12 protein-coding genes are annotated in these 13155 nt (G+C 55.1%); 7 read left to right on the top strand and 5 right to left on the bottom strand.

The genetic code is table 11. From position 1 onward, the window contains the following. Nucleotides 1–45: 45 nt before the first annotated feature. The 3 genes from GRX64_RS17255 (at nucleotide 46) to GRX64_RS17245 (ending at nucleotide 4670) form a co-directional block, all read left to right on the top strand. Nucleotides 46–1578, top strand: a complete 1533-nt coding sequence (locus GRX64_RS17255) for a fatty acyl-CoA reductase (RefSeq protein ID WP_166269032.1) — start codon at nucleotides 46–48, stop codon at nucleotides 1576–1578. A 435-nt stretch (nucleotides 1579–2013) separates the two neighbouring features. Further along, a complete protein-coding gene (gene acs / locus GRX64_RS17250; protein ID WP_166269030.1) occupies nucleotides 2014–3960 on the top strand; it encodes an acetate--CoA ligase in 1947 nt (648 codons plus the stop codon). A 41-nt stretch (nucleotides 3961–4001) separates the two neighbouring features. Further along, nucleotides 4002–4670, top strand: coding sequence for a LuxR C-terminal-related transcriptional regulator (locus tag GRX64_RS17245; RefSeq protein WP_166269028.1), 669 nt, complete (start codon nucleotides 4002–4004; stop codon nucleotides 4668–4670). Nucleotides 4671–4758: 88 nt separating this feature from the next. Here GRX64_RS17245 and GRX64_RS17240 read toward each other — a convergent pair whose 3' ends face one another. Then, nucleotides 4759–5328: a DUF1415 domain-containing protein gene (locus GRX64_RS17240; protein ID WP_166269026.1), complete on the bottom strand. Its 570-nt coding sequence runs from the start codon at nucleotides 5326–5328 to the stop codon at nucleotides 4759–4761. Between the two features lie 323 nt (nucleotides 5329–5651). Between GRX64_RS17240 and GRX64_RS17235 the strand changes: the two genes are divergently transcribed. After that, nucleotides 5652–6743, top strand: a complete 1092-nt coding sequence (locus tag GRX64_RS17235; RefSeq protein WP_166269024.1) for a fatty acid desaturase family protein — start codon at nucleotides 5652–5654, stop codon at nucleotides 6741–6743. A 253-nt stretch (nucleotides 6744–6996) separates the two neighbouring features. Here GRX64_RS17235 and GRX64_RS17230 read toward each other — a convergent pair whose 3' ends face one another. Continuing rightward, nucleotides 6997–7551 carry a YceB family lipoprotein gene (locus tag GRX64_RS17230; RefSeq protein WP_427901671.1) on the bottom strand — a complete coding sequence of 185 codons (555 nt, stop codon included), beginning with the start codon at nucleotides 7549–7551 and terminating at the stop codon, nucleotides 6997–6999. 90 nt (nucleotides 7552–7641) lie between these two features. Between GRX64_RS17230 and GRX64_RS17225 the strand changes: the two genes are divergently transcribed. After that, nucleotides 7642–8253 (top strand): HAD family hydrolase, encoded by a 612-nt coding sequence (locus GRX64_RS17225; RefSeq protein WP_166269020.1) that lies wholly within the window; start codon nucleotides 7642–7644, stop codon nucleotides 8251–8253. Between the two features lie 16 nt (nucleotides 8254–8269). Here GRX64_RS17225 and GRX64_RS17220 read toward each other — a convergent pair whose 3' ends face one another. Together GRX64_RS17220 and GRX64_RS17215 are read right to left on the bottom strand one after the other, a co-directional pair. Next, nucleotides 8270–8461 (bottom strand): CPXCG motif-containing cysteine-rich protein, encoded by a 192-nt coding sequence (locus GRX64_RS17220; protein WP_166269018.1) that lies wholly within the window; start codon nucleotides 8459–8461, stop codon nucleotides 8270–8272. A 5-nt stretch (nucleotides 8462–8466) separates the two neighbouring features. After that, nucleotides 8467–9690, bottom strand: a complete 1224-nt coding sequence (locus tag GRX64_RS17215; protein WP_166269017.1) for a pyridoxal phosphate-dependent aminotransferase — start codon at nucleotides 9688–9690, stop codon at nucleotides 8467–8469. A gap of 211 nt (nucleotides 9691–9901) precedes the next feature. Here GRX64_RS17215 and GRX64_RS17210 point away from each other — a divergent pair, with 211 nt between their 5' ends. After that, nucleotides 9902–10885 (top strand): D-2-hydroxyacid dehydrogenase, encoded by a 984-nt coding sequence (locus tag GRX64_RS17210; RefSeq protein ID WP_166269016.1) that lies wholly within the window; start codon nucleotides 9902–9904, stop codon nucleotides 10883–10885. Between the two features lie 103 nt (nucleotides 10886–10988). Here GRX64_RS17210 and GRX64_RS17205 read toward each other — a convergent pair whose 3' ends face one another. Then, nucleotides 10989–12140 (bottom strand): isocitrate/isopropylmalate dehydrogenase family protein, encoded by a 1152-nt coding sequence (locus GRX64_RS17205; protein ID WP_166269015.1) that lies wholly within the window; start codon nucleotides 12138–12140, stop codon nucleotides 10989–10991. A 203-nt stretch (nucleotides 12141–12343) separates the two neighbouring features. Here GRX64_RS17205 and GRX64_RS17200 point away from each other — a divergent pair, with 203 nt between their 5' ends. Further along, complete coding sequence (locus GRX64_RS17200) at nucleotides 12344–13138, top strand: EAL domain-containing protein (protein WP_235937737.1); 795 nt, start codon at nucleotides 12344–12346, stop codon at nucleotides 13136–13138. The last annotated feature ends 17 nt before the right edge of the window (nucleotides 13139–13155 follow it).

The raw sequence follows: 13155 nt of genomic DNA, 5'->3' as shown, positions 1-13155 counted from the left end.
GGGCATTCAAGGATCAGATACGTAAATTGAGAAGGAGTTTCATTGATGACTAATACGTTACACAGCACTGCGGAGTCCGCATCCAGGGTCTTGGACCAGCTTCGCGGCAAACAGGTGCTTATCACAGGTACAACCGGATTCCTCGGAAAAGTAGTGCTGGAAAAGTTGATCAGGACGGTACCCGATATTGGAGGTATCCATCTCCTGATTCGCGGAAACGCCCGCCATCCGCATGCCCGTGAGCGGTTCCTGAACGAGATTGCATGCTCGTCAGTCTTTGAGCGATTAAAACTTGAGGACGGTGACCGCTTTGAGCAGTTTTTAGACACCAAGGTACATTGTGTGACCGGTGAGGTGACCGAGCCTTTGTTTGGTATGGGGCGTGAGCAGTTCGATGGTCTGGCCGGCCAGCTGGACGCTGTTATTAATTCCGCGGCCAGTGTGAATTTCCGTGAAGAGCTCGACAAGGCGTTGGCAATTAATACGCTGTGTTTGAAAAATATCGCAGGAATTGCCAAGGCCGGGGATCTGGCCGTGGTTCAGGTATCAACCTGTTATGTTAACGGGAAAAATGCCGGTCAGGTCCATGAAGAGGTGATTCGGCCCGCCGGTGCCTCCATTCCCAGAAGCCAGCACGGTTTTTATGAAATGGATGAGCTGATCGCGTTGCTGCAGGACAAAATTGCCGATGTGCGTTCTCGCTACTCAGGCAAGGTACTTGAGAAAAAGCTAGTTGATTTGGGTATTCGCGAAGCGAATCATTACGGCTGGAGTGATACCTACACATTCACCAAGTGGATGGGCGAGCAACTGCTGACCAAGGCGTTGCAAGGCCAGTCGCTGACCATTCTAAGACCTTCGATTATCGAGAGTGCGCTGGAGGAGCCGGCCACCGGCTGGATCGAAGGTGTCAAGGTAGCCGATGCCATCATTCTTGCGTACGCTCGCGAGAAGGTCACGCTTTTCCCCGGCAAGCGCAGTGGCGTTATCGATGTGATTCCGGTTGATCTGGTGGCTAACGGTATTATTCTGTCGCTGGCGGAAGCGCTATCGGAGCGCCAGGAGCACCGGATATACCAGTGCTGCAGTGGCTCCTCTAATCCAATCAGCCTGGGCGAGTTCATTGATCACCTGATGGAAGAAGCCCGAACCAACTATGCGGCTTACGATCATCTGTTCTATCGTCAGCCAACGAAGCCGTTCATTGCCGTCAACCGAAAGCTGTTTGATGCAGTCATTGGTGGGGCCCGGTTGCCACTTTCGATCGCTGACCGGCTGATGAAAATGGCTCGCCAGACCAAGGAGCTTAAACTCCTGCGCAATATTGACACCACGCGCTCACTGGCGACCATTTTCGGATTCTATACGGCTCCCGATTATATTTTCCGCAACGATCAGCTCATGGCTTTGTCCGAGCGGATGGGTGCGCTGGATCAGGCCTTGTTCCCGGTCGATGCATGTCAGGTGGACTGGGCCGTTTACCTGAGGAAAATCCATTTGGCGGGTCTCAACCGTTATGCGCTGAGCGAGCGCAAACTGTATCGCCTTAAAACCAACAAAGTTCGCAAAGCGGCTTGATCTCACCGCCCGGCCCTTCAGAGGCCGGGCGTTTTTCTGTCCCGTTTCCAACTGCTCCCCGTTGACCTATCCCGTTTTGTTGGCGTTCCTTTGCCCTTTCACCAACCCAGTGTCTATGCTTAGCTTAAGAAGCTTAGCGTTGGCCGTCGTTCGGGTGTCATCCCGCCATGCTGTTCTATATCGTTAGAAGCGTGATTTTGTGATGTCCAGGGAAGCAGGAACTGGCGGCAAAGCGAGTGAGTTCTGTCTCGAATGTGCAGGGTTGTGCTGCGAACTATGTGTGTAATTAGGACGTTAGTCTAATTCATGGACCTGTACTGCGCGTGTTGAACTATGTGTATCCGCGTTTGAGGGCCTTTGTGGTCCCCGCAGCTCTATTTGCAACAACTCTGGCAAATACGACTAACAGATTCATACCATAAAGGGAGCAACACGATGACTCATAAGCAGGTGTACCCAGTCAGTCCGGAATTTTCCAAGCGGGCATTGATTAACAAAGAAGACTACGAAGCAATGTACCGTCAGTCAGTCTCAGACCCCGATACGTTTTGGGGCGAGCACGGCAAGCGTCTGGACTGGATCAAACCCTATTCTAGTGTCAAAAACACCACCTACGATTACGACAATCTTTCAATAAAGTGGTTTGAAGATGGCACCTTGAATGCGTCTGCCAATTGTCTGGATCGTCATCTCGAGTCGCGGGCAGATCAAACCGCTATTATCTTCGAAGGCGACGACCCGTCCGATTCCCGTCATGTTACTTACCGGGAACTGCATGCAGAAACTTGCAAGTTTGCCAACGTCCTGAAGACCCTTGGGGTCAAAAAAGGTGACGTGGTAACAATATACATGCCAATGATTGTCGAGACGGCCGTGGCCATGCTGGCGTGCGCCCGCATCGGCGCCATCCACTCGGTCGTATTTGGTGGCTTTTCACCCGAAGCGCTGGGTGCACGCATTGAAAACGGCAAATCCCGGTTCGTCGTCACCGCCGACGAGGGACTTCGTGGTGGCCGTAAAATTCCACTTAAAAAGAATGTCGATCTGGCCCTGTCCAGCGATAAAGTTCCGGACGTTGAAAAGGTTGTTGTCATCACCCGGACCGGGGGCGATATCCCGTGGGATGCCAGTCGTGATGTGCGTTATGGCGAGGCCATGAACACCGCCTCTGCAGACTGCCCGGCCGAGCCGATGAATGCGGAAGACCCGCTGTTCATGCTGTATACGTCCGGGTCAACAGGCGCCCCAAAGGGTGTGCTGCATACCACCGGTGGCTATCTGGTCTACACGTCGATGACCCATGAGTACGTGTTTGACTATCAAGAAGGCGATGTCTATTGGTGCACGGCCGACTTCGGATGGGTGACCGGCCACAGTTATATTCTGTATGGGCCGCTTGTAAATGGCGCCGTCACGGTGCTGTTCGAGGGCGTTCCGAATTACCCTGACTCCTCGCGGATGGGGCAGGTTGTGGACAAGCACAAGGTTAACGTCCTTTATACCGCTCCGACGGCGATCCGGGCATTGATGGCGGAAGGTGATTCCTGCATGGATGGCACCAAGCGCGACAGCCTCCATCTACTTGGCTCGGTCGGTGAGCCAATCAATCCCGAAGCTTGGGAGTGGTACCACCGGGTCATAGGCAACAGTAAGTGTCCTATCGTGGATACCTGGTGGCAGACAGAAACCGGCGGTATTTTGATTTCGCCGATTCCGGGCGCGACCGATCTCAAACCGGGCTCCGCCACTGTTCCGTTTTTCGGCGTTCAGCCTGCGATTGTGGATAATGACGGCAATCTCCAGGACGGTAAGGCTGAGGGCAATCTGGTGATCCTTGATAGCTGGCCGGGTCAAATGCGAACCATCTACGGCGATCACGAGCGGTTCAAGCAAACGTATTTCAGTACTTACAAGGGGATGTACTTTACCGGTGACGGCGCGCGTCGTGACGAAGACGGCTACTACTGGATCACCGGCCGTGTTGACGACGTGCTCAACGTATCTGGGCATCGCCTGGGTACGGCAGAAGTTGAGAGCGCGTTGGTTGCCCACAGCAAGGTAGCGGAAGCGGCGGTGGTTGGCTTCCCGCATGACATTAAAGGGCAGGGCATTTACGTTTACATTACCCTGGTGCATGGGGTCGATCCGACGAATGAGCTGAAAAAAGAATTGGTCCAATGGGTGCGCAAGGAAATCGGCCCGATCGCATCGCCGGACGTGATTCAATGGGCGCCAGGCCTGCCAAAAACCAGATCGGGCAAGATTATGCGGCGAATATTGCGTAAGATTGCAGCCAACGAGCACGATCAGTTAGGTGATACCTCAACGCTGGCCGATCCGGGCGTTGTCGACGAGCTCATTAAACACCGCGCTGATCAATAGCGCTTACTGTTCCAAAGGAACACCAGCAAGGAGCCCGTTGAATGTCGCAATACATTATCATCGCCGATGACCACCCCCTGTTTCGCGCAGCGTTAAAACAGGCGGTTAACGAAGCAGTCCCGGATGCCCAAACCGTAGAGGTGGAGAGTATCAAGGCGCTGCAGGCGGCGGTGGATTCGCACCCGGATGCAGATTTGGTACTGCTGGATCTCAATATGCCGGGGGCGCACGGGTTCTCGGGCCTGGTCTTTATGCGGGGTCAATACCCGGGCTTGCCTGTGGTCGTGGTGTCAGGGTCGGAGGAGTTGCAGGTAATGCGCCGGTCCATCGACTATGGGGCTTCGGGTTTTATTCCTAAATCCGCGCCCCTGCCCATCATCACCGGAGCTATTCGGGACGTGTTGGGCGGCGATGTCTGGCTCCCTGAGGGTGTGGCCGAACGAATTGAGCGTCTTCATGGCGACACCACCGATTTTTCCGATAAGCTGGCGTCGCTTACCCCACAGCAGTTTCGCGTATTGGGGATGTTGGCGGAAGGTCTGCTGAACAAGCAGATTGCCTATGACCTGGATGTATCCGAGGCGACGATCAAGGCGCATATCACAGCGGTGTTCCGTAAGCTTGGAGTGCGCAACCGCACACAGGCGGTGATTGCGATTCAGCAGATGGAAATCGACCCGTCGGATACTTCGTTGTCCGGCAGTCAATGAGCCTGTGTCGACAGGTTGAGTGATGAGAGGGCCGACAGCGGCCCTTTTTTATGGCGATGATTGCCCCAGTGCCGGGCTTCCCTTCCGGTTAGCGTGAGGCGTCTGTGTCATCTTCGCTGTCCCACAATTTTTCCCAGCCCTCTTTGCCCAGTTTGTTCAGCGTCGCAATGTTGGCTTCATAAAGGGCGTTGGTATCTTCCATGCTTTCCATGGCTTGCTCCACGCTGCTTTCCCGGAGTAGGTGCAGGATTGGGTACGGCGACCGATTGGTGTAATTGTCGATGTCGTGAACGTTGCTGCCCGCGAATTGATAGTCCGGGTGAAAGCTGGCTATTTGCACAACGCCTTCCAGGTGGAGGGCTTCGATTGTGGCATCGGCAACCGCGAGAAAATCATTGAAGTCGATGAAATCCAGTAAAACGTAGGGGTGAACCAGCAGCGTTGTTTCCGTCTGCTTTGGGTCTGCCGCCGAGAGGTGTTGCAGAGCGGTGACCAAATCCTCCAGAAGGTCTTCGGCCGTGCTGGCCTTCGAAACGTCAAACCGAACTTGCCCCCTGAGGTAGGGCGCACGCGCGAAAGGGCACAAGTTGAGCCCGATAACGGCGCGTTCCAGCCATTGACGCGTGTTTTCAATAAACTCTTTGTGGTCCGGATTCATGACGGCTTCCCCCCCCCCGTAGTCGGCGTAGATGATATCGGGTTCGGACGACGCTGTCCCGGCAGGCGAGGTTTGCTGGCCACTTTATTCTAAAAAATATCATAAAAATGGACATGCGTACTTTTTATAGGTCCCTGATTCAAATTTACCACTAAGACCACGTCTGATTATTAATTTTTTAAGTCTATGTAAAAAAACAATAATAATATTTATTTGTCAAAAAAATTGGATGTAACAAAAATTTTATCCAATTGCCATTGTCATGACATCAAAGGTTATGTAGATTCAGCTTACAAATGTACGCTGAAATTGGTAGGTGGAAAATGAACGCTGCTGTTAAACCTGAAGCCCTGCAAAAGACCGGCTTTGGCCTTCCTGATGAGCGCGAGCTTCGCGATCGTATGCGACAGGAGTTGCCCGCCGATACGTTTAAGGCACAAGCCTGGCGAGTTATCTGGTTTTTGCCGTTACAGCTGGTGATCTGGGGTGGCATTGCAACGATTCTGCTGGCGAGCTTACCCTGGTACGCCAATCTCGCCTTGGGACTGGTTGTGGGACATACCATTGGATCTCAGGCGCTGTTGGCCCATGAGGTGCTGCATGGTTCGATGGGGATGAGCAAGCGCTGGCAGAACTTTTTTGGTTGGCTCGGATTCGGCCCTATGATCGTGCCGCCGGAATTCTGGCGTAAATGGCACAATGTGGTGCACCACGGCCACACCAATATGGGCGATGCGGATCCCGACAGTTTTGGCACATTGCGACGCTATAAAATCGACCCGAAGCAAAAGAAATTTACCAAGCTGGCGCCGGGGTCGGGCACTTGGTACAGCTATCTGTTCCTAACGTATTCGTTCACCTTTCACGCCCAGATGGTGCTTTGGTTTCAAACCAAGCGGCGTAAGCAGTTCAAGGGAGTGAATCGTCGCAAAGCGATTCTTCAGAGTGTGGCTTGCCTTACCGCATGGCTGGTGTTGGCGGCAGCATCCGGCCCATTGGCCGTGTTTACGGTGGTTATTCCCTTCATGGTGGCGAATGCGCTGGGGCAGGGGTACATTCTGACCAATCATTTTCTGCGACCTCAGACGGCAACGAATAATCCTCTGGACAACTCCATGAGTGTTCGTACCCTCCCGGTTCTGGATCGTTTGCATTACCGTTTTAGTCATCACATCGAGCACCATTTTTTCCCCAAGATGGCTTCCAATAAGGCGCCGCGCGTCAGGACCTGGCTGGAGCACAATTACGGTGAGCGTTACATGGCGCCGTCCCACTGGAAGGCAATCAAACTGTTGTATTCGACGCCCAGAGTGTACAAGTCTGCCACCGAGCTGGTTGATCCTAACCACCCGGAGCGTCAGTTTGACTTGCTGCCTTTGCAGGTCGAGATGAGTGCCGCCGCCCGGCAACGCTGATTTGGCCCTTCAAGCACTAAAAAAGCCCGTAGGCGTTAGCCACGGGCTTTTTTAGGTTCACCAGAGATTGGCGCGAAGGCGCAGGCTATGCGCGTTGTCACCGAGGACCGCTGCTTGTATCTGTCGCCGATGCTTCCGCTGCGGAACAGGCACCTAGGCGGCCAATTGGCGCTCCCGCTGGCCCCAACGGCGTTTCCCGATGAAGCGCGATGAGCCCATTATATGTTGGTGCTCACTCGCCCGGTGAGGGGCCTCAGTTCGCGGTAACAAACTCCAGGCGTCCTGGCGCTACTCGTATATCCAAAGGTACAAGTCCGAAGAGCCGCTGACGTATGTCGCTGTCATCAAGGCGATAAATGGGGATGGTTTCCAGCATTTGGGCGGCCGCGCGCATGACATTGTCAGTCACGGGTTTCAGGTCGCCTTTGAAGTAGGGCGAATCGATCCGGCTATCCAGCAGTTGCAGACGTCGGAGGTAAATGGCTTTTTCCTGGCTGTCATAGACCGGCGCACCTTCCAGCTTCAGAATGACATCAACGGGAATGCGAACCATCAGTGCGTTAAGGGATACCTGGCCGGTCAGGTCAATCACCGCCACATCACGGCCATCGGGCCCTAGAGTGATGTCGGCGTCGCTGAGTGAGACCCCCAGCGGTGAGCCTGCTTTTAACTGCTGGCGATCAAAGTCCTTGATCGCACCTTGCAGATGGTTTTCCAGTGCACCCTCGCTGATGGAGTAAGGGGACAAGGATGCACAGCCGCCCAATGCCACCATCGCAAGAATCGGTAAGAAAAACAGACGAGCCATGGTCATATCTCCGTATAAAGACCTGTATCCTGAGACAAGGGCTCAGAGAGGGCAAGTGTGTTTTTATTAATCAGGGGTAAGGGAGACAGGATGCAGAAATTGACAGTCAGTCACGCCAGGAATTTTCGGGGCGTTGCCTTTGATCTGGATGGCACCCTGGTGAATTCAGCGCTCGACTTTCGAGCCATACGACGAGAGTTGGCTTTTCCCGACGGAGTCGGCTTGCTCGAACACATCGCCACGCTGTCGGATCCGGGACTGGTGGAACAGGCTCACGGTGTGATTCACCGCCATGAAATGGCAGGCGCGGAGCGCGCCACCTGGATGCCCGGTGCGGAGTCGTTGCTCGGGGCACTGAATGAGGCCGGTGTGCCGGTTGCGATTTTGACCCGCAACAGTCGAGCGGCGGTGCGCGCCACCTGTGCCGTGCTCGAGATTCCGGTTGGCCGCATTCTGACCAGGGAAGATTGTGCGCCCAAGCCCAGTCCGGAGGGCTTGATTAACATTGCAAAGCACTTTGGGTTACGCCCCGCCCAAATGATCTATGTTGGCGATTTTATTGATGACTTAACATCCGCGCGACGGGCTGGCATGGCCGCCTGTCTTTATCGCAATGGGAAAAACCGAAGCTTCGCGTCGGAGGCCCGGTTTGTGATCGATCACTTCAAGGAATTGAGGGTTTTATTGCAATCTGACGGATGACTGGCACAGCGATAGGTTATTCATTCTCCGGGGTGGCGGTGACGTGCAGTTCACGCTGTTCGTCGAACACGGCATGAATGAGGATCGGCTGACAGCAAACCTGACAGTCTTCCACATATTCCTGATCCGCCGCTGAAGGGTCGACGCTCAGTTCAAGCGTCTCCCAACAGTAAGGGCATTGGATGCGGGCACTCTCAAGAGCAGACATGGGCGCTAAAACTGCTGCTTGGCCATCCAGGGAATGATTCGATCAAAGGCCTCTTGGATCGTCTCGCAGGGCGCTGAAAAGCTGAATCGCAAAGCGTTGGTGGTGTGTTCCCCAAACGCATCACCTGGCACCACACAGACACCGGTCTCTTTCAGCATTCTGAGCGCCAGATCCGAGCCGTCCACATGCAGGGGCAGGTTTGGGAAAGAGAAAAAAGCACCGCCGGGTTGGTAGCCGGTGAGATGAGGAGTCTGATTAATCAGATCGACAATTTTGTCCCGTCGTTCCCGATAAATGTTCACCATGTCCCTGACGCACTGTTGATCACCGGTTAGTGCGGCAACACCCGCAAATTGAGACGGTGTATTGGCCACGGACGTCGTGAACATATGATAACGCCGCAAGGACTTGATTGTGGCCTGGCTCGAGATCACCCAGCCGACCCGCAAGCCGGCCATGCTGAAGGTCTTCGAGAAGCTGCTGATGCACATAATGTTGTCTAGGTCGACACTGCACCGCAGTACGCTGGCGTATTCTTCATCGTCAAGAATCAGGTGGTCATACACTTCATCGCTGAATATCTGAATGCCCCGATAGGCACACTCCTCCACGATGCTCTCAATGGTGCTGCGCGGGTAAACAGCGCCCGTCGGGTTGTTCGGCGAATTCAGGATGACGGCGAAAGTGCGAGGCCCCATGGCCTTGATAACCTCGTCGGGGTCAAGCTGGTGGTTGTTCTCGATGCGGGTCGGGACAAACTTGACTTCGCCGCCATTCATGCGAATCAGTGGTGCATACAGCAGAAATGATGGGTCGGTTACAATGAATTGCCGGCCCGGCGCAGAGGTGGCCGAAATTGCCAGGTACATTGCTTCGGTGGCGCCACTGGTAATCAGGATGTTGTCCCGGGTCAGCTTGCGGTCATAGCGTTTGCCGTAGTAGTCCCGCAGCGCAACCAGCAATTCTGGCAGGCCTGCGTCCATGGTGTAACCGGTCTGACCCGCATTCAGGGCATCGATATAGGCGTCGATAATATGCTTGGGCGTTGGCAGGTCGGGCTGGCCAATGGACAGGTGAACAACGTCCTTCATCGTGGCCGCCAGGTTCACCATCCTGCGAATTCCCGGAACCGGAATCGCCTGCATCGAGGGATGCCAGCGGGCTTTTGATTTCCGATAGTTAACCTTGCGTGGTTCGGTTTTTCCGGCAGTCTTCGCAGTATCTGGCATGGGCACCTCCTGAGGAAAACGAGAACAACAACCTGTCTGCAGGTTAGTGCTTTAAGTCGGGCGGAACAAGCATTCTGAAGCACCCTTTTTCATTTTTAAGTCAATGGTCTAATTTGTCCCCCGAAGGCATTTGACCGCCACCGTGTCTGGCACCAGACTGAGGGTACATATTCCCAAGTAGAAACGTTACTGCCAGCAAAGAGAGACCGCCATGGCCCGTCCGGATAAACCCCCTGTCGTCACTGTTCTTACCGCGCCCGGTGAACCCGAGCCACCCGGCCTGAATGCTCTGAGGGCGCGCGCCGAAGTGCGCTTCGCGTCCGATGAAGATAGCTTGCGGGCGACGCTGCCCGGCACTCAAGTAATGATGGTGACTGATTTTCGCACCGAGGCCCTGGTAGCTGCCTGGCCGGAGGCCGACCAGCTCGAGTGGATCCACGCAACCAGTGCGGGGGTGGATGCCCTGATGTTTCCGGCGTTGATTGACGGGCCGGTAAAGGTAACCAACGCGCGCGGCATCTTTGACCGCACCATTGCCGAATATGTGCTGTGCACCATTCTGATGTTCGCTAAGGATTTTCCGCATTCCATTCGGTTGCAGTTGGAGCACCGGTGGGAGCATCGGGACACTGAGCGCGCAGAGGGCAAACGGGTGCTGATCGTAGGGGCAGGGTCGATCGGCCGCCAGATTGCGCGCCTGGTCGGTGCCATCGGGTTGGTTCCCCATGGCATTGCCCGTTCGGCTCGGTCCGATGACCCGGATTTTGAGGCCGTGCATGGCAACGATGAGTTGTTTGATCAATTGGCACTGGCCGACTATGTAGTGATTGCGGCGCCCCTGACGCCGCAGACCGAGGGGCTGTTCGATAGCCGGGCTTTTGAGGCGATGAAAAGCACCGCCCGGTTGATCAATATCGGCCGGGGTCCGGTCGTGAATACTGCGGATCTGCTGGATGCGCTGAACTACCATATGATCGCCGGGGCAGCGCTGGATGTGTTTGAGGAGGAGCCGTTGCCGTCGGATCACCCACTGTGGGCCATGGAAAACGTTATAATGACGGCGCACATGTCAGGGGACTTTATTGGCTGGCGACGGGCGCTGACCGATCAGTTTCTGGACAATTTTGACCGCTGGCAAGCGGGTGACGCGCTATTCAATGAAGTCGACAAGCGTTTGGGGTACGCCGCCAAATAGGCTTGCGTGTTTTGTGTTTCCAGCGGTGGGCGCTTTGCGGCAGGTCATCACAGCCATTACCCGGTTTGGGCAATGGCTGTGCACGTCGGTGTAGTGGCTGGCCTCATTCGAGTCGTTGGAGGATGGCATCACCGACGGTGCGGGTATCCCGGCGCTGGCCGCCGTTCTCGGCCAGATCGCCAGCAACGGCATTGAACAGGGCCTTGCCCGCGGCTTTCAGGGTATCGTCCCGACGTCCCAGCCATTCCAGCATCCTCGCGGTGGTGAAGAGCATCGCGGTGGGGTCGGCCAAGCCTTGACCGGCAATGTCCGGGGCACTGCCATGGGTCGGTTCAAACATCGACGGCACACTGTCATCGTCCGGGTTCAGGTTGCAGGAAGGGGCCACCCCCATGCCACCGGACAGAACTGCGGCCAAATCGGTCAGAATGTCGCCCTGCAGGTTACTCGCCACTACGACATCGAAGTGCCACGGGCATTGGACAAACTTCATGCAGGCCGCGTCCACCAGTTCGTGGTGGGTTGCGACATCGGGGTAGTCTTGGGCAATGTCCGCAAAGGCTTCAGAGTACATGTCTCCCCAGTAGCGTAAGGCATTGCGTTTGGTGACGATGCAAACCTGACTTTCGCACTCCTGGCCCTCCAGCGTTTTGAATCGCCGGGTGTTGCCTTCGGCGGCGCGGTGCTGGGCTCGCAGGCGGGCTTGCTCAAATCCGTACCGGATGATCCGGTCGGTGGCGCGCCGGGTAAACACCTCCATCTGGGTGGCAACCTCATCCGGTTTGCCCTGCCGCAGGCGTCCGCCCTGGCCAACGTACTCGCCCTCACTGTTCTCCCGAATCACCAGCATGTCGATGTCTTTGGCCCGGTCATCCGCTAAAAATTGGCGGGCACCTGGCAACAATCGGGCCGGGCGCTCACACACCCATTGATCGAACCCTTTCCGCATCTGCAGCAGGGGGGCGAGGGAGACACTGTCTGCTAACAGGTAGCGGTTGGGGTCGGCCAGTGGGCCGGGGTCTCCAAGCGCGCCCAGCAGAATCGCGTCATAGGCTTTCAGTTGGTCCAGCGCATCCTCGGGCATGACTTCGCCATGCTGCTCATGCCAGGCGTGGGAGGGCCATGGGAAGCGGGTCCATTCCAGTGCCAGGCCGTGGCGTTCCCGAAGCTTTTCCAGGCAGCGAACAGCCTCAGCCACCACCTCTGGGCCAATGCCGTCGCCGGGTGTCACCGCGATACGAATTTTCTCAGACATGGATGCGCCTCCTGGTTTCTTTGTGTGTCGATACACACTGTTGGATTCAGTGTAGATGCGCAAGACCGATACGCCATCAACAACGGCCGGGATGAAAGCAGTCCCGGCGATAATTCTTTATCACAGGTTACACTTTGATATTGTTACAGACTCCAGTGTTTGGCATTGTAAGCGACTTATCGACAGCCTTGGAGTATTTGGTAGTGGGTCTATCGAACTCTGTGTTTCCGGATACCCTGCTTGATGAAAGTCATTGTGGGGAATGTGCGTGTGGCAATGGATTGAGTTTCAAGTTTAGTTTCGCTTTCCAACCTATCGTGGATGTGTCTGACCAGTCGATTTACGCCTATGAGGCGCTGGTTCGGGGGCTCAATGGGGAAGGGGCGCAGAGCATCCTTGCTCAGGTCAATAACACCACCCGGTATTCGTTTGACCAGATCTGTCGGGTTAAAGCGGTAAAGTTGGCCTCCCAGCTGGGCATGACCACCAAGTTAAGCATTAATTTTATGCCAAATGCGGTCTATAAAGCGGAGTACTGTATTCGCACGACTCTGGCCGCGGCCAAGACCTATAATTTCGATACCAAAAACATTATTTTCGAGTTTTTGGAATCGGAAGATCTGACCGATTCCTCAGACCACATCATATCGATCATCAGTGCCTACAAGAAAATGGGGTTTCAGACGGCGATGGATGATTTCGGTGCCGGCTATTCACGACTGAATATCATGACCGCAAGCCCGCCGGATCTGTTAAAACTTGATATGGCCCTGATCCGGAACATAGATCTTGAACCAAACAAGCAAGCCGTGGTGAATGGCATCATCACCATGATGGAGCAACTCGGTGGCAGGATCATCGCGGAAGGGGTTGAGACGGAAGCGGAGTATGGCTGGCTGCGATCACGGGGTATTGAATTGTTTCAAGGGTATCTATTCGCCAAGCCAGGTTTTGAAACGCTGCCCGAGCCCTGGTTTCCTGGCGACACAGGGCGCTAACCAGCGACCTTCGCTTG

This window comes from Marinobacter caseinilyticus, from assembly GCF_011074955.1.
GTDB lineage: Bacteria > Pseudomonadota > Gammaproteobacteria > Pseudomonadales > Oleiphilaceae > Marinobacter > Marinobacter caseinilyticus.
The sequence above is the reverse complement of the archived record's forward strand: the minus strand, read 5'-3'. Positions and strand labels throughout refer to the sequence as shown.